Source organism: Micromonospora mangrovicola (assembly GCF_047200535.1).
Taxonomy (GTDB): domain Bacteria; phylum Actinomycetota; class Actinomycetes; order Mycobacteriales; family Micromonosporaceae; genus Micromonospora.
Map to the genome: position 1 here is coordinate 1 of NZ_JBJZOG010000038.1, position 25824 is coordinate 25824.

Genomic DNA, 25824 nt, shown 5'->3' on the forward strand with positions numbered 1-25824 from the left:
CCCGGTCACCGGTCTACTGCGCGAACGCCTGGAACTCGGCGATCCGCACGTTGTCCGCCTGCGGGCTGGCGGTGGCGCAGTCGGTCGCGGCACGCGGGTCGGCGTCCTGCTCACCGGCGTAGTCGGGCGCGCCGGTGCACTGGTTGGTGACCACCTCGACCCGCAGGTGGGTCGCCCTGGTCCGGGGGATGTCGAACGACCGCATGATCAGCTCCGGGGCCCGTGGCCGGGGCGCCACGGACGGGAAGGCGTCCGCCGGGCTGGTGTAGACGAGCCGGAAGTCCGCCGCGTCGGCGCAGTCGACGCCGTCCTTCGCCTCGCAGGCGAGGACCCGGAACTGCCGCAGCGCGGAGAACCGGCTCTGCGTCCCGGTGTCCGGGTCGCCGGCCACCGGTGGGCGGAGCATGGCGCTGACCTGCACCCGGCGGATCTGCTGGGCACCGCCGGCCAGGTCGACGGTGACCTGCCGGCCGGCGACCGGGCTGCCCAGCGAGGCCCAGTTGGTGGCCTCGTCGTCGTCGGCGATCCGGGCCAGGTTGATCCCGTCCCCGCTGACCGTCGCGCCGGCGACGGTGGAGGCGAGGTTGGGGTGGACCTGGACCGGCAGGTCCCGCACCTGGCCGGCCTTGACGGTGACCGGGCCGACCCGGACGTGGCCGTGTCCCGGCGCGCGGACGACGAACTCGTACGTGCCGGGCACCAGGCGGACCTGGTCGGTGAGCGGGTTGGCCGGGTCGGTGTCGGCGACCGGCACCGCGCGGGCCTGGTAGGGGCCCACGAACAGCTGCGCCCCGGGCACCACCACGTCGTCGTCGACCGGCCGGAAGGTCAGCGTCGCCTCGTCCGCGTACGGGGAGGTGAAGCCCGGCGTCGGGTCGGTGTCGCCGTTTCCGGCGCTGGCCGCGTCCTCGCCCAGGCCGCGGGCGGCGAAGGCGTTCCAGAGCAGGTCCTGGTCGGCCCCGCCGAAGCGGATCAGGTCGGCGGCGAGCATCGCGTCCCGGGCGTCGACCATGCTCACCCGGCTGTTCGCCATCAGCAGGAACGAGTCGAAGACCAGTTGGATCCAGCGCCGGTTGCCGGGGCAGGCGGTCACCGGCGTCGCGCCGGTGGCGCAGGACCGCTGCAGGGCCGCGTCACCGGCGCCGTACCGGCGCATCATGGCCGCCCGGATGTCGGTGTTGGTGGCGCTCCACACCTCGCCGGAGGCGTGCACCTGCAGGCCGACGAAGTCGTAGTCGATCGCGCTGTAGTTGAGCGGGCTGTCGCTCATGTTGTAGTTGCGGATGCCCGCGTCCGGGTCTCCGGTGGCGTACTCGCCGACGGTGAAGCCGCGCCGGCCCGGCGCCGCGTACCCGTGTTCGTAGAGGTACTCCATGGCGAGCTGGTCCGACCAGCTCTCGCTCATCCCCTGCGGGGAGCTGACCCCGGCGTTCGGGCCGGCGATCATGCGGTTGGTGACCGCGTGGCCGTACTCGTGGGCGATGACCGACATGTCGAAGTCACCGTCCACGCAGGGCGCGTAGAACGAGCCGGCGATCGGCTGCCACAGGTACATGTTGGTGGTCGGCGGGAGCCCGTCCGGCGGGGTGATCTGGTTGGCGTTGTCCCGGGCGGCGAAGCCCGGCGGGCCGCCACTGACCCCGCCGGCCTGGGCGTTGCCCTGCTCGGGGTCGTCGCCGAGCCCGCCGCGGCCGAGGTTGTCCCGCTGCAGGTTCCAGGTGGCCTCGGTGAAGCCCAGGTGGTACGTCCAGTCGTGCATCCGGTTGTGCATCGCGAACAGGTTCGCCCGGGCCGCGTCGATGTCGTTGGCCTGCGGCGAGGTGAAGGTGTCCGGGCTGCACCGCTGCTCGTACCACTGGTTCGCCCACGGGTACGCGTAGGTCCGGTCGGCGCGCGGCGTGGCGGTCTCGGTGCCCACGCTGCGCGGGTCGTTGCTGTACCAGTTCTGCACCCCGAGCGCGTTGTTGCCGTTGGTCGTGCTCGTGGCCGCGCCGGTGGCCGGGTCCACGTCCCAGGCCGGTGAGCCGGGCACGCCCACCACCTCGGCGCAGCCGGCCGTCGGGCCGGCGCACCAGCGCACCCGGGTGTCGGCCGACGAGTGGTCGGTCGACGGCGAGTTCGGGAAGACCTCCCAGGACGGGTTGTCGGCGTCGTGGTCGACCAGGTTCTCGCGGACCAGCACGGCGCCGTCCCGGGCGTCCACGTAGCTGGCGTAGGCCGCCGGGTCCGCGCCGGAGACGTCCACACCGAGTACCACCTCGTACGCGGCGCGCGGGCCCCGGTCGGCGGTCGGCACCGCGACCAGCGAGGTGCGCAGGACGGTCGGGTCGGTCAGGCCGGCGTCGGCGGCCGCGGCGCGCCGGGCCTGCTCGGCGGTGATGGTGGCGGGCGCCGGGGCACCGCCGTCGCGGGCCAGGGAAGAGCTGACGTACCAGGCCGCGCCGTCGCGTACCCCGACGGCGAGGATCCCGTCCACGGCGGCCGGCAGGTCACCGAAGCGCTGCCGGAACAGCACGGTGGCGCCGTCCCCCATCGGGGCGACGGTCAACTGCTCCAGCGCCGCGGCGCCGTCGACGGTCAACCCGAGCAGGTCCCGGTTGGCGGCCACGTACGCCCGCGCGGCGGCGGCCGGGTCGCTGGGCAGGCCGGCGGCGAGCGGCCGGCCGGTCGAGGTCAGCGCGGCGGGCGTGCCGAAGTCGGTCCAGCGGACCCGGGCACCGAGCGCGGCGGCCCGGTCGCGCTGCCGCTCGGTCGGTGCGATCCGCCCCTGCCGGTTGTCCCTGGTCTTGCTGTCGTGGCTGTCGCCCGGCAGGTGTGCGGGCCGAGCCTGGGTGGGTTTCTCGTCCCGGGGTGCCGCCTGGCCGCCAGCTCCTGCGGTCAGGACCAGCCCGGCCGCGAGCAGCAGCGCGGTGGTCCCCGTCAACGCACGGGATGGTGTGCGCACGGTCCCTCCTGTCGTCGAACGGCGATGTTCGTTCCCGTCATCCGACCAGCTCAGCAGGACGATCGACACCGGCCGAACATCCACAAATGCCCGTGTATCGATACAACGAAGACGCCGCCCCGACAGGTCACGGTCCGCCGGTCACGCGGGTGCCCACACCGCCCAGGCGGCAGCCGTGAGCTGCCGTTTCGTACAGCCCGGACGACGGAACGGTCTGACTCGCTGCCGGCGTCGTGTCAGATCCCCGGCCACCGCCCCACCGGGCCCCAAGATGAACCTCCTCCTCCCGAAGGAAGGACGACAATGGCCACCGCACGAACGAATAACGCAAGGTCGAGGGCGGTCTGGCTCGGCGTGGGCCTCAGCTCCGCGCTCGTGCTGGCGGGCAGTGTGGCGTACGCCGACGACGCGTCCACCACGACCACGTACACCGCCTGTGTGGACAAGCAGGGACGGCTGCAGGTCGTCGACGAGTCCGGCAGCTGCAAGGAGACCGAGCGGCGGATCACCTTCAACGCCACCGGGCCGCAGGGACCGGTGGGGCCGCAGGGCGAGCCCGGACCGTCGGGACCCGCCGGTCCGGCAGGGCCGAAGGGGGACACCGGGCCGGCGGGGCCGCAGGGACCCAAGGGCGACCCCGGCGGTCCCACCGGACGGATCCACACCGGAGACTTCCACTACAACAGCGGCACCGGGCAGCTGATCGTGAACGGCAGCAAGGGGTTCACGATCACCCGCAACGGCCCCGGTGACTACAACCTCCTCTTCGGACCCGGCTACTCCACCACCGAGAAGTGCGTCGTCATGCTCCAGCCGACGTATCTCGGCGCGAACAACCGGCCCGAGATGGCCGCGTTCGAGACCATCTCGGGCGCCCACGCGATTTTCAACCCGGCGGTGGACGTGGACACCAAAGTGATCATCGCCTGCGCTCCGGCGTTCTGAACGACGAGATGCCCCGGCCGGCCGCACCGGCCGGGGCATCTCCGTCATGCGCGCGGCGGCGCCGCGCAACAGGCGGACGACCTCAAACCAGGTACGTCACTCGCACCGGTTCGGCCAGGACCGCCTCCGCCGCCGGAAAGTCGGCAGCAGGCAGATCCGCCCGACCGCGTCGGCGATCACCCTCCGGTCAGCTACCGCCCTCCCGCGAGCCGGTCCGCCGCCGCAGCAGCCACCGCCTTGGCGTACGCCTCGTCGCGGTCCGGCGCGAACATGACGGTGCCGACCAGGTCACCGACCCGGACCACGGCGGTGAGCGTCACCCGCGGGTCCGGAGCCAGCGTGTCCCCGTCGTAGTACCACTGCTCCTCGCGGACGAGCAGTGCCTCGTCTCCGGCGAAGCCACTGGCCACGACGGTGTACCTGTCGGGCGCGGGACCTCCGGACGTCCCCGACGACGGGGGCGCGCCATGGCAGGTGGTCAGCACGCGGCGCACGTCGTCAAGCGCCTTCGGCCCCCACCCGCCGCCGTACCGGTGCAGGTGTTCGTCCAGGTAGTCGGTCGAGCCGGTGGCGTACCCGGTGACCGCGACGTCGGCCTGATGCCGCAGCGACGGATAGTCGGCGCTCCGGTATCCGGCGCACAGGTCGGCCCAGTGCCAGGTGTCGCCGCTGAACGGCTCCGTCGGCCTGCGCTCCTGCCACCGGCCGGGTCCGAGGTCCTGCGGGCGGAGCAGCAGCGTGCTCAGGTTCATCGGGCCGGGATCGGGTACGGCGGTGCGTGCCGCGCTCGGCGAGGCGGCCGGGGTCGAGGTCCTGGCCGGCGGGGCGGTCATGCCCGTCTGGCTGGCGGCGGGGCCCGGTGCGTGGTCGGCCGGAGCGAGGTACGTCGCCCCGCCGACACCCGCCCCCACCACGGCGACCAGGGCCAGGCCGGTGGCCAGCGCCCGGTGCTGCGAGCGCTGCCGGCCGCGGCGGCGCACCGCCTCCGGCAGCGCGAACGGCCTCGGCGGCTGCTGCCCCCGCAGCGGGCCGAAGAGCCTCTCGAACTCCTCAGACATGGTGTGCCTCCTCCGCAGGTGTCGGCTCCAGCAGGTTGGCGAGTGCCCGCCGCCCCCGGGACAGGCGGGCCTTCACGGTGCCCTCGGGCACGCCGGTCTCCCGGGCCACCTCCGCCACGGGCAGCCCCGCCATGTGGTGCAGCACCAGCGCGGTGCGCTGGGCCACCGGTAGCCGCCGGAGCGCCTCGACCAACACCACGTTGTCCGGGTCCGGTCCGGGCACGTCGGGCGGCGGCCCGGCCCGCCGGTAGGCACCGAGCGCCGCACGGGCGCGTCGCCAGCGGCTGACCGCGATGCGCCGGGCGACGGTACGCACCCACGCCTCGGGGTCGGCGTACTCACCGACCGTCGACCAGCGCTGCCAGGCCCGCGCGTACGCCTCCTGCATCGCGTCCTGCGCCTCCGCGGCATTGCTCGTGAGGGCGTACACGCAGCTGTATATCCGCTGCCTGCTGCCCAGGTAGAACGCGTCGAAGCTGTCCGCGCGCGGCATGCCTCCCCCTTGCGACCGGCGGTGATACCTCTAGTCACGCCGTCCCCCTGCCGACGGTTGCCTGCCCGGACGGCTTTTTCCTGCGTACCGATTCACTCAGCGCTACGTCAGGTAGGTCAGGCGTACCGGCTCAGCGAGCACCGCCTGAGCCGCCGGGACGTCGGCGAGTCGGCTGGCCAGGGTCGCGACAGCCAGCCGATGCGGCAGCGCGGCACCGAACTTGAGTCCATCCAGGGCCTTGTCGTTGACGTCCGGCAGACAGATCCGTCCAGCCGCGTCAGTGAGCCCGGCGCGGAGCATCTCGCGGCTCAAGTCTGGTCGGAGCCGGATCGAGGCGTCGTCGTACCGCTGAGTCGGATCGGCAAGTTCACTGAGCGTGGAGATCAGGGTGGCGTTCGCGCGGAAGCCCGCCCACGTCCACCACCGCAGTTCACCGTCGCCGTCCCGGACCACCAGTGTTCCGCCCGGATGCACCAGCGAGGCAAACTCCTCACGCAGTCCGGCCAATCGGTTGGCGGCACGACCGGTCAGTGCGACCGGCGGGTCCCCGCCGAGCAGGATATCCCGTATGGTCCGAACTATCCGGTACGACAGCCCCTGCGGCACACCGCCGGTCATCCAGAGCGCCTTTCCCCCGCTCTCCGCCGGCTCGACGAAGCACCGGTGGCGCTTCCAGTCGATGTGGGTGACCCGCCAGCTGCGCCCGCCGAGCAGCAGCAGTCGAGGGCCCTGCACCTTCGCGGTGAGCAGCGCCGGATCGGTTCGACCGATCTCGGTTCGCCCGGCCAGCACGGTGAACTGTGGTGGTGCGGTGAAGACCGCCAGCATGTCCATGAAGTGCCGTCGGCCGAAGCGAGCTTCCGCTTCCGGGCCGATGAAGAACATGCCGGAGTCCGAGTCGAGGTAGCCCTGGTCGACAAGGTGACGCACGATGACGTCGGCGGTCTTGTCGAATGGCGGCAGGTCGTTCCACTCGTGCTGCCACAACTGGTCGCCGACCCGGTGCTCCTGCAGCGAGAGGGCGAGCAGCTGCTGAGCGACGATGTGCCGGGGCTCCGGCGGCGGGACGACTTCTTCGACCCAACCCTGGGCCCAGAGGTGCAGCAGCCCGGCGGCCTGCAGAAGTCCTTCACCGTCGAGCGCGAGGAACAAGCAGTTCCGGCTGCTGCCGGGACGCCGGCCGGTACGGCCGATCCGCTGCAGGAAGGCCGCTACGCTGCGGGGCGCGTCGATCTGGATGACCCGATCGAGGTCCCCGACGTCGATGCCCAGCTCGAGGGTGCTGGTGGCGACGATGACGCAGTCCCGTTCCTGCGCGAACGCCTCCTCCGCGCGACGCCGCTCATCCATCGAGAGCGAGGCGTGCGACAGGAAGGTCGTCACATCGAGCGCCCGGAGCCGTTGCCCAAGCTCCTCGACCAGTGCCCGGGACTCGCAGAACACGAGGCGCTTCTCGCCTCGGTGCAGTGCGGCGATCACCTTCGCCGCGTTGTGCACCGAGCCCACGTAGTCCAACTCGACCTCGCCCGCGGGTCGCGAGGCAGGCACCGCAGTGTGCGGCACCACCTCGGGTGCGACGACGCGGGCCGGTCGTCGCTCGCGGCCCGACCCCTGCAGCCAGGTGAGCAGGGCGTCGGGATTACCCACCGTCGCGGAGAGCCCGACGCGCTGGATCGGGTGACCAGCGACCCGGCTGAGCCGTTCCAGCACGGCCAGGAGGTGCCAGCCCCGGTCGTCGCCGGCGAAGGCGTGCACCTCGTCCACCACGACCGCCCGCACGCCACGGAGGAACTCGTCGTGGTCGACGGCGCTGCTGACCAGCATCGACTCCAGGGACTCGGGGGTCGTCAGCAGGAGGTCCGGCCGATCCCGGAGGATCCTCCGCCGCTGACCCATCGTCACGTCGCCGTGCCAGAGCGCCGCGCGCCGCCCCAACCAGCCGGTGTAGGTCTCCAGGCGGGGCAGGAGGTTGTTCAGCAGGGCCTTGAGTGGGCAGAGGTAGAGCACCGAAGTACCGGACCAGTTCTCCTGCGCCATCCGCGACAGCAACGGAAACATCGCCGCCTCCGTCTTGCCGCCGGCGGTGGGCGCGAGAAGCAGTGCGTCCTCCCCGTCGAGGACAGGCCGCACCGCTGCCTCCTGCAACGGCCGAAGTCCGGGCCACTGCAGCGAGTTCACCACGTGGTGCAGGACGACCGGATGCAACAGCTCGGCACCCGCCAGCATCTGACCCTCCTACAGGTCCAGGGCGATCTCATCGGCCCTGGTCGCGTTGCGTTCCACGTCGGTCAGCTCCGTTGCCGACAGGGTCAGCGCGTAGTGCTGCCGCGGTTCGAACTCGGCGAACTGGTCCACCCGGTCGAGCACATCGCCCACCAACTTCTTGAGGAACAACCGGGGCGCCACACCCACCTTGCCTCCCAGACCACCGGCGACCGCCCGGGCGAGTTCCCCCAGGTAGACGTCGTCCACCAGGGTCCTTACCCGCTCGGGTGCCGTGGACCCGCCCGCGTACAGGTCCCGCACCCGACCACCCAACTCGACCAACGAGTCGACGGTGAAGCCGGGCAGGCGGACCTGCACCGCGCGCGGGTTGTCGAAGCGCGGATCCGTGGTGAAGTCGACCGCGAGCCGCTGCGCGAGGGGGGCGAGCCGCTGGACACCCTGTGGTCCCTCGTAAAAGGCCGGGGTGCCGGTGATGACGAGGTACAGGCCCGGGAAGCGGCCGGAGTGCACCTCGTCGATGAGCTGACGCAGCGCGTTCAACGCCTTGTCCCGGGCGTCCGACCGAACCCGCTGCAATGTCTCCACCTCGTCCAGCACCAGCAGCAGACCGGGGTGTCCGCTGTCGCGCAGCACGGCGAGCAGCCCCTGCAGGAAGCTGAGCGCCGCGAAGTGGTCGAGATCGCCTCGCACACCGGCGACCCGGCGAGCCGACGCGGCGACGTGCGGCTGGCCGCCGAGCCAGGCGAGCACCGCGTCCGCGGTGGCCGGATCGCCGCCGAGGCTGGCGGTCCGGTAGCCGCGGAGGGCGGCCGCGAAGGCGGGTGCGCTGCGGCTGACGGCGGCGAGCCGCTGCTCGAGCAGGACTCCCACCGCCTGGTCGAGTGCCTCCGCGTCGTCGGGTGGCACCTCCCCTGTGGCGAGAACATCCTCCTCGAGCGCGTAGAACCAGCTGTCGACCACCGGCCGGAGCGCACTCGGGGGGAAGGTGGCGGTGGTCAGGCGCTCGGTCAGCCGCCGGTATACCGTCTCCAACTTGTGCAGCGGGGTCTCGTTCTCCGATATCTGCACCTCGGCGGTGGCGAGGTTGGCCCGTTTGGCCCGCTCGGCGATCCAGCGGGTGATGAACGTCTTCCCGGAGCCGTACTCGCCTCGGATCGCCTTGAAAACGGAGCCGCCGGCAGCGACCGTCTCCAGGTCCTCACCTACCGAGGTCACGAACCGGTCCAGCCCGACGGCGAGGAGGTCCAGTCCGGCCGAGGGCACGGCACCGCGCCGCAGAGCGTCGATGACCTCGCGGCGCCGGGCCGGACTGACCGCACTCACGCCGCACCCTGCGGCAGGCCGAACTGGGTCCGCAGCAGCGGGACGTCGAGCCGTACGGTGCGCCCGTCATCGATCAGGGACAGCACCGGGTAGTTGTCGACGTTGAAGATCCGCTGCAGGGTCGCGACAAAGCCAGCCGCTCGGGCAGGCAGCTCACCGGCCCGCTGGGCCAGCACGGCCAGCGACAGCACCCCCTTGGCTTCGACGAGCGCCCGCATCGCGGACTCGACCTTGCCGAGGTCGAGCTTGCGCGGGGTCAGGCTGTGCTGCGCCTTGAAGATGTCCGAGGCCAGTAGCGCCGTCACCAGGTCACCGTCGCCGGACTTCGGCGCCGCGGCGGGAGCCGACGTCACCTCCGGTACGTCGAACAGCGCCGTCTCGCCCGCAACGGCTGGCGCCTTGCGACGAGGCTTCGGGGTAGCGATGGGGACCGGCGTCACCTCGACCACCGGTTCGGTTGCCTCCCACCACCGGGGTCGACGTACCTCCACCGGCGCCCAGCCGTCGGGAACGTCATCAACATTCGGCAGCAGGTAGGCCAGAAGTGGGATGGTGACCTCGGCCAGCGACGCTCCGCCGTGGTAACCGGCCTTGGTGGGACGGTAGCGCCGCAGCGGATCCCACAGCGCGATGATCCGGTTCTCCTCGGAAACGACGCGGGGGCCGCTGAGCTCGACCTCCCCCGGACCCGCCGGGCCGGGACCGGTCCGGTGCCGGGCAGAGGCGGCATCGTTGGCCTTGACCAGCTTCCCGCCCCGCTCGAGAACATGACCATGGTCGCTGGTGATGACGACGGCCCGCCCGGACGACCGGGCGCGGTCCAGCAGGCTCCGCAGAAAGCCGAGATCGCTCAGTTGCCAGCCAGCTTCGTCACCTTCCCGGCCGTGGGCCAGCGAGTCATCCACCGTATTGATCACTACGGCGACCAACCGAGCCGTGCCCGCCAGGGCGTCGGTGAGGTCACCGGCGAGCACCTCACCGGCCCCGCCCCGGGCCGGCCCCTTGTGGAATATCCGGGCGTCAGCTCCCCACCGGCCCTTGTCGAAGATCTGCCGTTCCGTGGCCTGGGTGCCGGCGCGCAGGGCCCCCGCGAACAGCGAGGTCCGGGAAACGGCCGTCAGAGTGGGTAGCGCCGCCGTGATCCCACGACGGCGACCAGCTCCGCCCCGGGCCAAGGGGTCATACTCGACCCAGTGCTCGGACAGCTCGTCGGCCAACTCGACGGCGACCGCCGCGCTCATCCCGTCGAGCACCACGAGCAGCACCGGCCTGCCGTCGCGCAGCAACGGGTCGACAACCCGTGGCAGCAGGTTCTCCACCGTGAGGAGATCACCGTCGTTACCCGGCCCGGCGGTCGCCCAGGCTGCGAGCCGGTTCGCGAAAGCGCCGTCCAGGTCCCGCCGCCGCTGCTGCGCACGCTCGTGAGTGGCACGGAAGGCGTGCTGCAACTCCGGGTGGACGTCCTCGCCGGCCCAGACGTGGTTCAGCGCCAGATCCACCCAACCCCACTCGGCCGTCTGCCGCTGCACTCCGTCGGCGACGCTGGCAGGCGGCTCGACCTGTACCTCCAGCCACCGGACGAGCCGCTGCGCCATCCGGACCCGACGCACCCGGTCCGCCTCCTCCTCGGCCAGCCGGTGTCCGGCAAGCCGGTCGACCGCCGCGCCGAGAGCGGGGTCCGTGGGGTTCGCCAGGCCGGCCACGAGCGCAGCCGCCGCGTCACCGATCCGCTTGCTGAAGCCGGTACGAAGGATCGGGCTGTGACCGGCGCTGGCAACCGCGTTGAACTGGATGAGTAACTGTTCGGCCCGATCCAGCACGGCCTGCCCCCGCCGCCGGACGTCGGCGTCCCGGTCGCTCAGCATCCCGCCGACCACCTGAACCGCGGCGGCCGCGAACCCGCGCACGATGACGTCGTCGTTCAGGCCGCCGAAGTACTGGTCGACGCGCCCCTGGGCCCGTACGGCGTCGGGAGTGTCGACGGTCCACAGGGCGTCGCACACCAGGCCCATCGGCAGGGCATCCGTGCCTCGCCCTACGTCGGCGAGGGCGAACAGCGCCCGGGCCGGCCGGCCGAACTGCTCGACCAGCCAACGGGCGAGACCGTCCCGTTCGTCCTGCCCGAGCAGGGCGAACGCCTCGACGGCACCGGGTTCGAAGCTCCACCGCAGCAGCGTCGACACGTCCAGGTCGTCGGGATCGGTCCCGCGGCGGCTCAGGCCCAGCCGGACGGCTGCGAGGTGACGGAGGGCGACGTCCCGGCTGAGCACCTTGGTGGCGAGCCGCGGCCAGCCGCCGGGCGGCATCGCGTCGAGCAGCGCCTGGCCGGCCCACCGCTCCTTCTCCAAGGCGATGTCCGACACCTGGGCACCGAACGCGCCGACCACAAGGTCCCACGGCTCGACGGTGATCACCTGCTGCCGGAAGATGCGGCTGCGTACGCCAGGCCCGAGGCGGGATTCGGGGATGTCGGTGAGCAGCACCAGCACCTCGTCACCGCGGTCGACGACCAGGTGATCCCAGACAGCGAGCGGCGAGACACACGGCGCGACGCGAACCTGGCGCCCGCCGGGCAACGGCAGCACAGGGTCGTGCGGCCAAACCGGTTCCGCACGGACCACCATGACCGGGTACGCGTCTCCGTTGCGATGCCGGTCGAGCTGCTGTGCCACCTTCTGGGCCAGGGCGGCCGGGCTGATCCGCAAGGCTTGTGAAGGAGCGGCCACCTGCGTCACGGCACGATTCTCCAACTCACCTCGATGGTCGCCCCGCCGTGCTCACGGGCAAATGCCTGCAACTGCTCGACGGCCTGCCCGAGGTCGTCGGCTCGGAGGGTGACCCGGCCACCTGGTAGCTCGACATCGAGCTGTGCACTGTCGCGCGAGCCCTCGTCGATTCGGCGATGGACGACCAACTCACGCTCGTCGCCTCCGCCCTGCTCGGGCCGGTGGACGACGTCGGGCTTACGGGTGGCGCGACGCAGCAGTGCGGTGGCATCGGCCTGGGCACGTCGCAGGGCCGGCGCGAGCGGGACGGTCAGCTCGTCAGCCTGCGCAGCCCGGCGCAGCTCGGCGAAGATCGCGTCGGCCTCAGCCAGATGCGGCTCCAGAAGGCCGGCAACGATATCGAAGGTTTCCCACGGGACGGCGACGATCGCCGCCGCGACCTGTCCAGCAGTACTGATGCTCTTGCCCGTGCGGTCCGCCGGCCCGGCCAGCTCCGCGCGCGCGAGCCGTTCGACGGTCTCCTTCGCCGAACGAGCGGTGGAGAGCGCGTCGAGCAGGTCGGCCGCAGCGCGAGCCGTGGCGAGTCGTCCGGATTCCCGGCTGAGCTGCAGCCAGTCCGCGTGCTGCTCGAGCCTGCTCACCAGGGTCTGGGCCGCCTCCCGATGCCGGGACGCCTGGGTCACCAGGTCGCGCCCGAAGAGCGCGACCAGCCGGCCGCGGCGCAGGGCGAGCGGCTGGAAGCCGAAGATCGCCGCCGCCCGTGCCCGCGCCTGCTCCCAGTCCTCCTCGCTGGGCAGGCTCTCTTCGCGGAGGGTGTGGTCGGCGGTGAGCTTGCCGATCTCGGGTGCCGGCAGGACCTGGCCGCCGTGCAGGTAGAACGCCCGGTCGGTCTGCTCGGCGAAGGTCGCCACCACGAGCTGCGCGACGATCGGGTCGAGGCCCCGCGGCTTCGGTTCGTCGATCCACCGCAGCAGGTCGGCGACCCGCAGCTCGCCGGTGATGCCCTCGCTGGCCGCCTTCTGCTGGAAGTGTTGGGCCCACTCCCCCTCGATGACGAACGCCGCCTCGTGCATCGTGCCGAGCTTCAACGGATTGGCGATCCGGCGCATGGTCTGCCGGTGGGCCCGCTCCACCTCGACCCGACCCTCCGGCGACTCGACCGCCTGCTGCACGTAGCTGAAGACGGTCTTGACCTCCGGTAGCCGCACCGGCTCGCCCTTGCGGTCCGGGTCGAAATCCGGGTGGGCCGGGTACTGCTGGCTGAGCATCTGATCGCCGAGGCTGCGCAGCGCGTCGTTGAAGGTGGCTCCCATCGGAAGCTTCGGCTCCAGCGCCCGGGTCAACGACTGGAGGTGGTCGTCGAAGCCGAGCTGCACGTCGGTCGGCTGCTTCGCGGCAAGACCGTACGCCTGGCGCAGCACGCCCTGCATCTTGGCCAGCAGCGCGCTGCGCTGGTTGGTGAGCGCGGCCTGCGCGCGTCGCCGGTCGTCGGGGTTGAGGTGCTCGGCGTGGCTGTCGAAGCGCTGCCCCTCCAGCAGCTTGTCGATGATGACCAGCTTGCCCAGCTCGTTACGGCGCTCCACGGTGAGGGCGGCCGGGATCCAGCAGACGGTACGGGCGTTGGTCCGGGTGAGCAGGTCCTGCACGCGCTGGCGGTCGTCGGCCGGCCCGTGGGTGCCGTCGTCGAACGGGTAGTCGACGATCATCCGCCAGCCCGCCGGGTCGTCGGGGTGGAACGCCTCGTCGCGGATGTCGTTGGGGTCGCGGACGTTCCCGTAGACCAGCTCGAGGACGCGCCGGCTGCCCCGCCACGTCAGCCCGGCCTCGGCGAAGAACGAGTCGCTCCACGGCACGCCCAACTGCTGCCAGAGCAGCCGCTGCACGATGTGCTTGCGGGCACCCTCGTTGTCGTAGTGCTTCGCGGTGGCGAGCACGCTGTCGACGTCGACGCCGACCAGCTCCAGCGACACCACCGGGTCGTCACCCTCCCCGATGCGGATCTCGGGGAACTGGCCCGCCCAGTCGGCGAGCTTCCGGTTGACCTGGGCAACCTCACCACCCGGGATCGGGCTCGTGATGCTGCCGTGGTTGAGCGCGGAGAGGCGCCGGCCGGTGAGGTTCCGCAGCGCCGGGACACTGGGAGCCAGGGCGGCCAGCAGCAGCGTCTTGATCAGGCGATCGTCGCCGGTGAAGGCCCGGATCCGGCCGGCGACCTCCGGGCTCAGCTGGCCGCCACGGCGGGCGGCGTCGAGGTCCTCCTCGGCGAGCCCGTGCTGGCCGAGCAGGTGGGGGCGCAGCTTCAGGTCGTACAGCTTCTGGGCCATCTCGAACTCGGCCTTCAGCTTCTCGGTGAAGGGCTGGTCACCGCCGCTGCTGATCACGTCGTAGAGGTCACCGAGCGGGACAAGCTGACCGAGACGCAGCGTCTCCCGACGGTCGACCAGGAGCTGCCGCATGAGCTTGAGCGCGGTGCGGGACCTCTGCAGGGCGCTGGAGACGTGCACCAGCGTCGAGATGAAGGCCGGGCTGAACGGGTAGGTCGAGCGGAACGCGTCGATGTCGGCGCCGCTGCCGGAGTCGGTGCCGAGCAGCGTGTCGAAGACCTCCCGGCGTACCTTGGTGGTGCTCTCGAAGGCGCGCGAGATCGCCTCGCCGGCCTCAGTGCTGAGGGGCTTGAGCAGGCGGCGGCGGGCGATTTCCGGGAGGTTGCGGTCCTCCAGCTTGATGACGTCGAACCGGCCGCTGGCCCGGTTGAGGGTGTCCTGGTAGCTCAGCTCGTTCGCGCCGACGACCTCCTCACCGACCAGTTCGCGCAGGTCGCGCTGCCGGGCGATGAAGCTGATCACCGGGATGAGCCGGCGGGTGTCGCCGCCCTCGACAAAGTTGGTGATCTTCTGGATCTCGCGGGAGACGAACTGCTGGTCGCCGATGGAGTTGGCCAGCCAGAGGATCAGCTCGTCGAGGAAGAGGATCAGGCCGTGATAGCCGAGTTCCTTGGCGTGCCGGCTGATCTCGGTGAGGCCCCGGTCGAGTGAGATGAAGGCCTCGGCGTCCTCCCGCGCGTTGCTGAAGAAGCCCTTGTTCCAGCTGGTCAGCAGGTCGTTGACGAGCTTGCGGCGCAGTTCGTCGGAGTACGCGCCGGCGAACGCGACGTCCAGCCGCTCCGGCGTCCAGAACGCTTCGGTCTCGCCCCACTCATCCTCGACGTCCCCGCCGGGCAGGCCGGCGATGAACTGGGCGTCGCCGATTTTCTCGCGCAGCGAGGCGGCCTGCTCCAGCAGCGCGTCGGTGCGGTGCACCGCCGGGATGGGCGCTTCCGGGTGCAGCGCCCGCACCCGGTCGACGTAGCCGCCGAGGACGCGCTGCTCCAGCGAGCGGGCGTCGAGCAGGTGATATGGGATGAGCAGGAACTTCCGCCCGTCCAGCCAGACGCTGTGCTTGGCGACCAGCCGGGCCAGCTCGTCCCGGCCGCGGGCCGCCGGCTCGCCGCGCAGCAGCGCGTGCAGCACGCCCATGAAGTGGGACTTGCCGGAGCCGAAGGAGCCGTGCAGGTAGGCGGCCTTCGAGGCGTGCCCCTCGACCGCGGAGCGGATCAGCCCGAGCGCCTCGTCGAAGTTGCCGAGCAACCGGTCCGTGACGACGTAGTCGCGGAGCGTGGCATCGGCGTCGGCGACGCTGTCGGCGAGCTTGAGCACAAAGTCGCTCGTGCTCGTGCGCTCCGGGATGTCGATGAACTCCCGGAGCAGCGGCGCAGGGGTGGGCGAAGACATGCTGCATACCGTACCGATCAGCGCGACGCAGGTCGGGGCAGGAGCGCGGCTCGGACGACAACATGGGCCTGTTGGCGGATCCGGCGTAACCGGACATTGCCTCCAGTCAACGCGTTGTGGGCAGGCAACGGCTGATCATGGGGTGGACAGCCGATACCCGGCGCGGTAGGACATCAGTTGGGCCCACTCGCACAGCATGCCCTCCCCGCACCGTGCGGCGGGGGACGGTTGTGCATCGCGTTCGTCTTTGGCACGCGGGCCTTGGCTCGGCATTCACGGAACCAGCGGCAATGAAGAGGTTGGCTGATGCACGTCGACAGGATCGAGCGGTCCATCGGAAAACTGATCGACGAGATCTCGAATGCCGAGATCCTGCTTCCCGAGATTCAGCGCGAATATGTCTGGAAGCCGACACAGGTCGCCAAGCTGATGGACTCCATCTACCGGGGCTACCCCTTCGGTTCACTGCTGTTCTGGGAGACCGACGACGCGCCGGAGACCCGGGAGATGTTCGTCAACGGGCCCGAAGCGACGCCGTCGAAGCCGCCGCTCTTTCTTCTCGACGGCCAGCAGCGCCTGACATCCCTGCACCGGGTATTTACCGATCACCCAGAGGCGCAGGTCGTCTTCCATGTGGAGAACCAGAAGTTCCAGAACCAGAGCGCGGCCACTCAGCGCGACCCGAAGTGGGTCAAGGTGGCGGACGTGCTCGACCCGAAGGCCAGCATGCTGCGCCTGACCCAGCGGCTGCTGGACGCGGGCTCCACTCTCGAGGACCACCAGATCGAGGAGCGACTCAGCAAGATCAAGGAGCTGCGCAACCGCCGTTTCGTCATGGAGGTCCTCAAGGGCTTCCCGTACGAGGAGGTCGCGGAGATCTTCGTCCGGGTCAACAGCGGCGGCCGCCGCCTCGGCACCCTCGACCTGGCGATGGCGACCCTGTCGACGCGATGGAAGGGGGTGCTGGCCGAGCTGCAGAGCGAGTCGGAGCACTGGCTCCGCCACGGCTACGGGCACATCGACGTCAACTTCCTGTCCCGGGCGCTGGCAGGTGTCGTCCTGGGACGGGGTCTGTCGGTGTGGTCCCACAGCAAGCTGCGGCAGACCAGCGACACGGAGCTGGAGCGGGGTTGGGAGGCGGTCAAGCGCGGCCTTCGACGGTTGGTTCCGCTGCTGCAGACACACCTCAAACTGACCCGGTCCGACCCGCTGCCGTCGATGATCGTGCTGATTCCGCTGGTCGTCCTTCTCGGCGAACGCACCGACGACACCGTGGACCCGGAAACCTCGAACGGGATCATCTACTGGCTGCTGCTCGCCACCATCCGGACCCGCTACAGCGGTTCCACCGACACCAGGCTCAGCCAGGACATCCGCGCCGCCCGGCAGGCTGACCCGGTCCGCTCGCTGCTGGAAGGGCTCAACGTCGAAAGCTCCCGCGCCGAGGTCACCGAACGGGCGCTGCGCGGCCGGACGAAGGAAAGCCCCTACTTCTTCCTCAGCCTGCTGGTGGCACTGTCCCGAGGTGCCCGCGACTGGTGGTACGGCAGCGACGTCCTTCCTGGCACGGAATACGCGCCAAAGCTCGAGCACCACCATGTTCATCCGCCCTCCACCCTGGACGATCGTCGTTTCGACAAGGGCATGGTCAATGATCTTGCCAACCTCGTGTTCATCTCCGCCCAGGCCAACAAGAAGATCAACGGCCGGAGCCCGGCGGACTACTTCCCCAGCCTGAGTGACGACGAACTGCGGGCGCACGTCGTGCCGCTCGACGAGCCGCTGCGGAGTCCAGACGGCTACCAGCGGTTCCTCAACACGCGCCGGGCCCTCCTCGCGGAAGCGATGAACGCCCTCCTGGACCGCTTCCGGCCGTCCTTCCTCGACGAGGTGTCTTCCGAAAACGCCGACCCCAGCGCCGGCCTGTCGCTCGACTTGGCGCTCTACGGCAGCCTCCGCGACGGGGGCCGAATCGTGTTCACCGCATCCGGCGACGGCATCTCCTGGTCCGGCTGGGCCAGCATGGCCGAACTGGACAGCGCCATCGAGTCTGCGCGGATCGCGGGCATCGACAGCGATGTGACGATCACCGACGAGTCCGTACCGGTCGAGATGATCGAGGACTCGTTGCAGGTGCACATCGGCCCGTTCCTGGTCACCGGGACGCCGGAAGAATGGCGGGCGGTCTTCGACCGGGAGCTCGACACGTCCCAGCCACTCTCCACGCTTCCCCGGATCGAGGCGAAGCAGTGGGACGGCGAACCCATCAAGTTCCCGATCACCAGCACGGACTGACGCGCCCACGCACTTCTCAGAAGGAGATCTGATGGCAAAGGCATGGATCGTGCGGGCCGGGCGTGACGACAGCTACGACGCACTCGCCCTCGACAAAAACCTGATCGCGGTCGGTTGGTCCGCCGCAGGAGACCTCACGCCGACCACCAGCCCCAGCGAGATCCGCGAGCGGGTCCGGGCCGCCTACCCGGATGTCGAGCGGCGCGCGGCGGAGAACTACGCGATCCAACTGGTCGCGTTCCGGTCGAGGATGTCCGAGGGTGACATCGTGCTGTTCCTGCGAGGGACCAGCCCCGATGTTGCCGTCGGCCGGGTGGTCGGGCCCTACGAGTACCGGACGGACCTGCCCTCGGGAATCCGCCATGTGCGGTCGGTGCATTGGTCCCGCACCGACCTTCCTCGGGCGTCGGTGGAACACGAGGTGCTCGCCCTGCCCTCGCTGACCACCGTCTACCGGATCAACCAGGCCGACAGCGTCGCCCGGCTCGAGCGGCTTCTGGGCTTCGACACGCCGGCAACGGCGCTTCCCGACGAGCCCGTCACCGCCGCTCCACCCGACCACGAGGACGGCTCCGCGCCGTTCACGAGCCTCCGGCGCAACCTGAACTACGCACGTAGTCTTGCCACCGCCGGCCAGCACCTGGACCAGCTCAAGGTGGGGGCGTTCGAGGTCTCGGACGTGTTCCGGGCAGCCTGGGTGCAGAGCGTCGCCGCGCTCGACCACTGGGTCCGGCAGGAGATCCGGGCCCGGATGCTCAAGTTGGTTGCCCAGCCCGCGGCGCAGAAGCCCAAAGCGTTCGCGGCTTTCCAGATCTCGCTCGGCCTGGTCGAGCAGGTCCAGCTCGGCACGAAGACGCTCGTGGAAGCCCTCGATCAGCAGCTACGCGACCAGGGTCACCTCGTTTACCAGAACCCGGACAAGATTCGCGAAGGTTTCGGGCTCGTCCACGATGTGAAGGGCTTCTGGGACCGGGTGGCGCGGGTGCTCACCGAGCAGAGCGGAGACGGGGTCACCTTAACGGGCAAGGACGTGCAGGAGCAGCTTCGGCAGATCGTGCAGCGCCGCCACAAGATCGCCCACGAGTACGACGACGACCCGGAGGATCCCACCGGGAAGCGTCCCATCGACGGGGCCGGCACCACCCGGACCATCGACTATATCGAGCAGGCAGCCGCCGCGATGCTGGACGTCCTCAACACGCCCGAGCCCGGCGCCGGCTGAGCCGTGGCCGCTTCGCCCACCGTCAAAGTTGACGGTAAAGTTCGGCGACCGCGCGTAATGCTTCACCGTCCCGGACCACGATCTCCCGGTAGCCGGTGGCGATGATGCCTGCGGCACGCAGACCACCCAGCGCCTTCTGCAAACTGATCTCGGCTGCGCCGCAGAGAGTCGCCAACTCGCCCTGGGTCAGCCGCACACTGATGACAACGCCGTGAGGACCGCGCTGCCCGTACGCGGTGGCCATCTCCCACAGCACGCGTGCCAGGCGGACCTTGACGGGGTACGAGGCGAAGTCGACCCGACGTCGGTTCGCCCAGCGGAGACGGTCTGCGACTATGCCGGCCACCTCCAGCGCGGCATCCGGGTAGTCGCGCAGAAAGGCACGGAACGCGTTCCGGTGAATGATCCGGATGATGGACGGACGGCAGGCCGTCACCGTGGCGGTCCTCGGCGTGCCGTTCAGTGCGGAAATCTCACCGACGATATCGCCGGACATGCGGATCGCCAGGAGAGCGTGACGCCCGTCGGCCATGGCTACCGTCACCTTGGCAAGCGCGTCGTCGAGCACGATGACGTGGGAGTCCTCGGCCCCTTCGCGCAGCACGACCTGAGACTCTCTGACCGCACGTCGGACCCCTGCCGCCAGGAGCCGATCACGGGTCGCCTTTTCAAGGCGACTGAGAAACGTACCGGCTACCCAAGTCTGGTCTGTCACGTGCACCCCCGTCTCGCCCGCTGAGATCATCATTCACGTTGGGCGTCCATCTTGCTACACCCTGCTGTTGGCGGATCCCGTCATGGTTTGTGCGCGAAAGTCATGACGATCATCAAGCAGCCGGCGGAGGTCAATGCCATCACGAGCCACGGGATGCTCTGCCGTACTCGCTGGTGTTTCGCCATCGCGATACGGGCGAGTGCCACGACGAAGTCCCACGCTTCTTCCCTCTGCCGCCGCGCCGACGCCATCGACGGACGTCCACTACCGGCGACGAGACTCGGAAAGCCGAAGCGGTTGTCACGGCCGGCACCTTCGAGACGAGGTTGAAACGCCAGGACGAGGTGCCAGGCGGCCACTGCCAGGCCCAGAACGAAGGTGGCCCCCAGCACTGCCGCGAGCATCACGACGAACGGGGTGCCCTCAGTCATCAGAGGCAGCGCTCGGTCCACGGTGGCGGTTGTCACAGCGCCCTCAATGGTCAGCAGCGCGACCGCTTTAGCGTCCGCGTGCCGGATTGACGCTTGGAGCGAGGCGGCCGTAACCAGGCCGACCTGAAGATCGCGCCACGGGTCAAGGTATGCCCGCCTGCTCACTCGCCGGATTCTCTCCATACATCAAGTCAAGAGGTTCGCCAGCGACGGCATGGGGTCAAAGTACCGGTTGTCGTTCACCCGACGCTGCCGTGAACCCCGTACTTCTATGGAATTTCCATCCCATCCGGCCGGTAAAGAGGAACTCGACAACTCACCGTCGCCATCGAAGGGCGGACTGCATGGCTGACCTCAGAGAACCGGATCGGCGACTGCTCGTCGCCGTGGACATGGAGAGCTACAGCGGCCGGAACAACGTCCTGCAGTACCGAGCTCAGCTGGCATTTCAGAAGATCATGAAGGAGGCCTGCGCGGAACTGGGCATCGACCGCGTGAAGTGGTTGATCCAGCAAGGCGGCGACGGTGAACTCGCGATCCTGCCGACCGGGACGAGCGAACGGACGGTCGTCACCCGTCTGACACCCGTCCTGGATCGGTTGTTGCGTGAGCACAACCATGGCCTCAACCGCCAGGCGCGAATCCGCTTGCGTCTCGGGGTACACGAAGGACTGGTGCACCTCGACGGCGCAAACGGGTACCCCGGTGAAGCTGTCGTAACGGTCTGTCGGCTGGTCGACTCACCGCAGCTGAAGGTCACGTTGAGGCAGTTCCCGGAAGCCGCGGTAGCGCTCATCGTCTCGGATCGCATCTACCAGGACATCGTTCGGCACTACCAGGACCTTCGACCCGAGCACTTCCGGAGGGTGGCAGCCAGCCTGCCGGAAAAAAACTTCGAGGCCATCGCCTGGATCTACGTACCTGGCGAGGATGTTGCAGCAGGTGTCGCGCCAGCCAGCGGTTGGGATCGTGGGAGATCCGATCGTGACGGTTCACGCGACGACGAGGGGAGCGGTGATCTTCCCAGGTCGACCGCCTCCGGATCGTCCAGCGGCGGGCAGGTATTTCGCAACATCAGGTCGCGTGGGGTCAACGCGTACGGCAACGGCAACGTGATATCCACGTCGGGCTCGCCCGACGCCCCAGATCCGCGGCGATCGCACTGATGAGCGAATCGCAGCCCGCCGATGCCATAGCGCCGGCGCCCTCCGAGGGCGACGTCGAACACAAGGCAGTCGCCCTTCATGAGTCAGGGTCGGATGGTCCGCCAGGGCAACCAGAGCGCCTTCCGGAGTCGGACACCGAGCAGCAGGACGAAGTCTCTCCAGATTCGCTTCGCATGGACCCACGCGTCGGCGAGGAGTTGTACGGGGCCCAATTCTCGGCCATCTATTCCGACGTGAACGTCCGTGGGGTGAATGCCCTCGGCAACAACAACACCATCCACGTCATCAACTACAAGGACCAGCCATCCGCGAAGCCCGTTATCCGGGATCTCGTCGGCGTACCGGAGCTTGTCAAGGTGTACGCGGAAGCGAGCGCGGACAAGGAACTCGGGGAGAAGCTCGGCGAGAGATCGACCGCCTGTTTGACGGGCCGACCGAACACCGGCCGGTTCAGCACCGCATGCGTGGCGCTGGCCCGACGTCACTCCGCCGACCGCGTACACGAGGTGCTCCTACCCGCGGACGTCGGACCGGAAGTTCTTCATCGCACCGCCGGCAGCCTGATGGAAGGACACGGGTACGTCCTCCGGTTGCCGGGCGACGGACCCGGCCAAGTGATGCGCCTGCTAGCGGACGTCTTCCGGCGACGCTCAGCGAGCCTGCTTCTGATCAAGGATGAAGACTCGCGCGCCGGTGTGCCGCACAGCGCGGAGGTGCAGCACCGAGGACCTGATCCGTTAGCAGTCTTCCGTGCTCACCTCCGCCATCACCTTCGTTATCAGCGGAGGCTGACCGCCGAGGAGAGCGACCGGCACGTTGACAGGTACCTGGACAACAGTGACCTGGTTCAGGCGCTGCAAAGCACGTACGGACCTCGGGAGGTGGTTCCGGTCGCGAGAGCCCTCGGCGATCACCATCCCGCTCACGACGACGTGTTCACCGAGATCCTTCGGCTTTCTCAGCCACGGCGCCGGGCGTACGCAGCCAAGATCCTCCGATCGGACGCCGGGGGTGGCGCACAGCGGCAACGCCGGGCGGATCAGCACGAGCGGGCCTTCCGGATCGCGTACGCCGTCTTTGCCCGGCAACCGCTGCACTACGTCTTCGAGGCGGCAGGGCTCCTGTTGGAGGAAATCGACGGGCAAGCCAAGCGGTTTGACTGGGGCCGGTTGGCGTTGCAACACCCTGTTTCGGAGCTGCTGGGACCGCTCGACGTGGACTGGCAAGAGGGTCGAGAGTTCAATCGACTGCACGGGGGATCGTCGCGCTCGGCCTGGCTGCACGACGGCGCGATGCGCGGCGTCATCATTGATGAGGCGTGGCACGAGTTCGACAGCACCAGGCCCGCGCTCCTCAAGTGGCTCAACAGGTTGGTCGCAAGTGACGACGAGCCGGTGCAACGATCTGCCGCCCAGGCGGCTGGGTTGCTCGCGCACCACGACTTCGAGCGAGTCTGCGCCGACCTCATCGACGCCTGGGCGGCTTCATCCAGGGATCGCGTCCGCCAGGCAGCAGCCTGGGCGATGGTCGCGGCGGACATGGGCGGCCAGGTGGAGCATCTGGTCCGCCAGCAGATCCGCGAGTGGGCCGGTGGTCATCGGAATTATCAGCGTGACACTGCCGCTCGCGTCTACGCCAGCGGTCTGCAACAACCGGACCTCAGCTGGAGCCTCGCCGACCTTCGGCGTATCGCCGAGGACCAGATGCAACAGCACACGCGCATGGTGGCCTTGGGGGTTTACCAGCTCTACGCTCCGCATCGAGCAAATCGGATCATCCTCGAATTGACGCAGTGGTCGGATGACCAGAAGTTGCAGCGGCACGCCCGCGAGGCCCTGCTCAGTCTGGCCGAGAGAGCAGCCGACGACTCTCCTGGCGGCCCCCCTGATCTGATGACCAGACTCGCGACGCACGAGGTGGACAGCCAAGACCTCGCTCGCCTCTGGCGGTTGGCGCTGCTGACATCCGACTCGTCAGAACGGGCTTGGGCCATGTTTGGCCAATGGCTCGGCCATGCCGACGGCGAGGAGTCCTTGCGCAAGTCAGCGGTGGCGTTGATCAATGAGCTGACCGCCCTGCCAGCCCTACGGCGCCGGCTGCGCTTTTACCTGGGGCGACTGCCCGCGTTCGAGGACGGATTACCGGCCTGGCTCGAATCCGCACTGAGGGAGTGGTGACATGACGGAGACCGTCGCGAACACAGAAAGATCCGCCGCCGGACGATGGCGTCGACTCGGGGCGTGGCTGCGGATGGTCTGGCACCGCCTGCTCGCAGCACTGCGCGGGCCGGAGCCCATTCCGATGCCACCACCCGCGCCTCCACCGCCGCCGGGCCGCTTGACAGAGCGCCGCGACGTGTCGTCGCCCATCATCGTTCCCGCCCGCGGCCACGTCTTCACGTTTCGCGTCCGCGCGGCGTTCATTTGGTCGTCCGACGGGATACCCCGGGAGATCCTCAGCGGCTCAGCGCACTTCTTCATGCCCTACGCCATTCGAGCCTTGACGCGCCTTGCCGCCGCCCGGGCCCGCAACTTCGCCGCTCACCGAGCAAGGGAGTTGGAGGTGGAGTTGCAGCGGGCGGTCGCCGATAGCGGGCCGTGGCGCTACGAGCGTGGTGGTGTGCAAGTGACCTGCCAGCCACACGTCTGGGTAGAGCTCGATGACGGCGTGAAACAGGCCATCCGCCCGTACTGGGAGCAGCTCATCAAGCTCGACTGCGAGTACGACGTGGACGTGAAGCGGGCGCAGTATGCCGAGCGATTGAGCCGGCAGTGGCTGTCGATTCTTGAGAAGCTGGTCGATAGTCCAGTCGCGGGCGGTGCGGCGCGGATGACCAGCGAAAGTCTGGCGGCTGTCGTGCAGGACCTCATCGCAGAGCAGCAGGCTGCCGCGCAACGGCTGGAAGATCTGCTCGGTGACAGGCTCCGCAACGGGGATGCCTTCGAGCAGGCAACCTCGTTCGACATCCTGATCGAGCGGTTGAAAGCCCATGGCCGGAGAGATGCGGCAGCATCGACTGGACAGAACGGCTCGGCGCGCCAGCCACGCTGAAGCTGCCCGCATCGCAGGTGCTCAGCGCCCCGTCGACCCATTGCCGCCATGGGGCAGCGTCGATACCGTCGAAGGATGACTTCGGACCTGTCGTCGCTTCCGAATGATGAGTCCGCCCTGCTCAATGCGCTTCCCACGGATGGGTCGGCGGTGAGCAACCCGTCACTGCGTCAGTACTTGAAGTGGAACAGGAACCGATACTTTCTCGCCCGGGACGGGCTCGTCGACAGGGGCCTAGTCATCCGGGGCCGAGGCCGGGGCGGCGTGGTCCGCCGCTCTCAACCCGAACCCTCGGCGGACGCTGACCGGGTCGCCGTCGTCGTCCAGCGCGGCACGCCGGACACCGAGACGATCGAAGCCGCCATCACTGACGAGCTGAGCCTGTACGAACCGATGCGGGCGGTGATCGAACGTGACTGGGCGCAGGAGCATCGCCAAGACCTGCTCGCGGTGGAGATCACCGCGCTCGGCGGCAGCCGTCCTGACGGGATCTGGACGCGGCCGGATATCACGACGGTCGAGGTACGAACGTTCGAGTACGTGCCGGGGAAGCATCTCGACGTGAACACCTTCGAGGTCAAGTCACCAAGCGCGGTCAACGTGCAGGCGGTCTACGAGGCCCTGGCACATCGTCGCGCGGCCACCCGCTCGTACGTGCTGTTCTACGTCCCGCCCGAAAAGGCCGCGGCGCTGAAGCACGACGTCGAGGAGGTAGCCACCGCGGCCCGCATGCACGGCATCGGTGTCGTGACGGCGGCCAACCCATACGACTACGACACGTGGGAAGAGCTCGAGGAGGCGCAGCGGTTCGCGCCGGATCCGGAGAAGCTGAACGACTTCATCAGCACCCAACTGTCCCCGGCCACCCGCAGCCTGATCTCCCGCCGGCTGCGGTAGGCACCACACCTATCGATTTGGTCGGAGGGAATACCGCGTGGCAAGCCTGATGAGAGCCAGCTGCCGCTTCCCCGCCAACCGTCGCTGCAGGCCGCCGAGCGCACCGCGCCGCAAGAGGTCCGGTACCGGCCGTGGGCGCAGCGGCTGCGTACCCCTAACTCGACGCGGACCGTCGCCAAACGGTGCCTGGGCTGCGTGGCTTCCCGCCCGTATCGGCACGCCCATTCAGGGCATCGTGCAAGGTGCGTGCCCAACGGAACCGGGCACCCGGATGACGACCTTGACCAACTGCCGGAGGATCACATGTCGAAGTACGACGCACTGCGCGACCACCTCCGCCGGCGGCGGAGCGGGGAGGTGACGTACCGGCTCGACGACCTTGCCGATCTGGTACCTGGAGGGCTGCCGCCCTCCGCCTACCGCCACACCGCGTGGTGGGCCAACGGTGACCGGTCACACCTGCACAGCCGATCATGGGGAGATGCGGGATACACCGCACATCCCGACCTCGCCCGCGGAGTGGTCCGCTTCGTTCCCGCACCGCGTAAGCCCGGCTGACCGA

17 protein-coding genes are annotated in these 25824 nt (G+C 69.4%); 8 read left to right on the forward strand and 9 right to left on the reverse strand.

Going from position 1 to position 25824, the window contains the following annotated elements:
* Positions 1-13: 13 nt before the first annotated feature.
* Entirely contained in the window at positions 14-2923 is a 2910-nt protein-coding gene (locus ACL02O_RS17155; protein ID WP_412819084.1) for a M36 family metallopeptidase, read from the reverse strand.
* Positions 2924-3247: 324 nt separating this feature from the next.
* On the opposite strand from ACL02O_RS17155, the gene ACL02O_RS17160 reads away from it, so the two are divergent.
* On the forward strand, positions 3248-3889 hold the full coding sequence (locus tag ACL02O_RS17160; RefSeq protein WP_412819085.1) for a hypothetical protein: 642 nt from the start codon (positions 3248-3250) through the stop codon (positions 3887-3889).
* Positions 3890-4080: 191 nt separating this feature from the next.
* On the opposite strand, the gene ACL02O_RS17165 is transcribed toward ACL02O_RS17160, so the two are convergent.
* The 6 genes from ACL02O_RS17165 to pglY all read right to left on the reverse strand — a co-directional run bounded on the left by ACL02O_RS17165 (position 4081) and on the right by pglY (position 15485).
* Entirely contained in the window at positions 4081-4947 is an 867-nt protein-coding gene (locus ACL02O_RS17165; protein WP_412819086.1) for a hypothetical protein, read from the reverse strand.
* Complete coding sequence (locus ACL02O_RS17170; RefSeq protein WP_412819087.1) at positions 4940-5440, reverse strand: RNA polymerase sigma factor; 501 nt, start codon at positions 5438-5440, stop codon at positions 4940-4942. The genes ACL02O_RS17165 and ACL02O_RS17170 overlap by 8 nt, the downstream gene beginning before the upstream one ends.
* A 102-nt stretch (positions 5441-5542) precedes the next feature.
* Entirely contained in the window at positions 5543-7666 is a 2124-nt protein-coding gene (locus ACL02O_RS17175) for a DEAD/DEAH box helicase (protein WP_412819088.1), read from the reverse strand.
* 9 nt (positions 7667-7675) lie between these two features.
* A complete protein-coding gene (brxD, locus tag ACL02O_RS17180; RefSeq protein ID WP_412819089.1) occupies positions 7676-8989 on the reverse strand; it encodes a BREX system ATP-binding protein BrxD in 1314 nt (437 codons plus the stop codon).
* Entirely contained in the window at positions 8986-11724 is a 2739-nt protein-coding gene (pglZ, locus tag ACL02O_RS17185) for a BREX-2 system phosphatase PglZ (protein ID WP_412819090.1), read from the reverse strand. The genes brxD and pglZ overlap by 4 nt, the downstream gene beginning before the upstream one ends.
* On the reverse strand, positions 11721-15485 hold the full coding sequence (gene pglY / locus ACL02O_RS17190; protein WP_412819091.1) for a BREX-2 system ATPase PglY: 3765 nt from the start codon (positions 15483-15485) through the stop codon (positions 11721-11723). The genes pglZ and pglY overlap by 4 nt, the downstream gene beginning before the upstream one ends.
* Before the next feature lie 306 nt (positions 15486-15791).
* Here pglY and ACL02O_RS17195 point away from each other — a divergent pair, with 306 nt between their 5' ends.
* Together ACL02O_RS17195 and ACL02O_RS17200 are read left to right on the forward strand one after the other, a co-directional pair.
* Entirely contained in the window at positions 15792-17780 is a 1989-nt protein-coding gene (locus tag ACL02O_RS17195) for a GmrSD restriction endonuclease domain-containing protein (protein WP_412819092.1), read from the forward strand.
* Positions 17781-17811: 31 nt separating this feature from the next.
* Positions 17812-19002 (forward strand): restriction endonuclease, encoded by a 1191-nt coding sequence (locus ACL02O_RS17200; protein ID WP_412819093.1) that lies wholly within the window; start codon positions 17812-17814, stop codon positions 19000-19002.
* A gap of 22 nt (positions 19003-19024) precedes the next feature.
* On the opposite strand, the gene ACL02O_RS17205 is transcribed toward ACL02O_RS17200, so the two are convergent.
* Both ACL02O_RS17205 and ACL02O_RS17210 read right to left on the reverse strand, forming a co-directional pair.
* Positions 19025-19717 carry a Crp/Fnr family transcriptional regulator gene (locus ACL02O_RS17205; protein ID WP_412819094.1) on the reverse strand — a complete coding sequence of 231 codons (693 nt, stop codon included), beginning with the start codon at positions 19715-19717 and terminating at the stop codon, positions 19025-19027.
* 80 nt (positions 19718-19797) lie between these two features.
* Positions 19798-20313 carry a hypothetical protein gene (locus ACL02O_RS17210; protein WP_412819095.1) on the reverse strand — a complete coding sequence of 172 codons (516 nt, stop codon included), beginning with the start codon at positions 20311-20313 and terminating at the stop codon, positions 19798-19800.
* A 179-nt stretch (positions 20314-20492) separates the two neighbouring features.
* On the opposite strand from ACL02O_RS17210, the gene ACL02O_RS17215 reads away from it, so the two are divergent.
* The 5 genes from ACL02O_RS17215 (at position 20493) to ACL02O_RS17235 (ending at position 25820) form a co-directional block, all read left to right on the forward strand.
* On the forward strand, positions 20493-21314 hold the full coding sequence (locus ACL02O_RS17215; RefSeq protein ID WP_412819096.1) for a protein kinase family protein: 822 nt from the start codon (positions 20493-20495) through the stop codon (positions 21312-21314).
* Positions 21314-23491, forward strand: a complete 2178-nt coding sequence (locus tag ACL02O_RS17220; protein WP_412819097.1) for a hypothetical protein — start codon at positions 21314-21316, stop codon at positions 23489-23491. The genes ACL02O_RS17215 and ACL02O_RS17220 overlap by 1 nt, the downstream gene beginning before the upstream one ends.
* A 1-nt stretch (position 23492) precedes the next feature.
* Positions 23493-24365: a hypothetical protein gene (locus ACL02O_RS17225; protein WP_412819098.1), complete on the forward strand. Its 873-nt coding sequence runs from the start codon at positions 23493-23495 to the stop codon at positions 24363-24365.
* Positions 24366-24440: 75 nt separating this feature from the next.
* Positions 24441-25262, forward strand: coding sequence for a hypothetical protein (locus ACL02O_RS17230; protein WP_412819099.1), 822 nt, complete (start codon positions 24441-24443; stop codon positions 25260-25262).
* 303 nt (positions 25263-25565) lie between these two features.
* On the forward strand, positions 25566-25820 hold the full coding sequence (locus ACL02O_RS17235) for a DUF7662 domain-containing protein (RefSeq protein WP_412819100.1): 255 nt from the start codon (positions 25566-25568) through the stop codon (positions 25818-25820).
* Positions 25821-25824 lie beyond the last annotated feature (4 nt).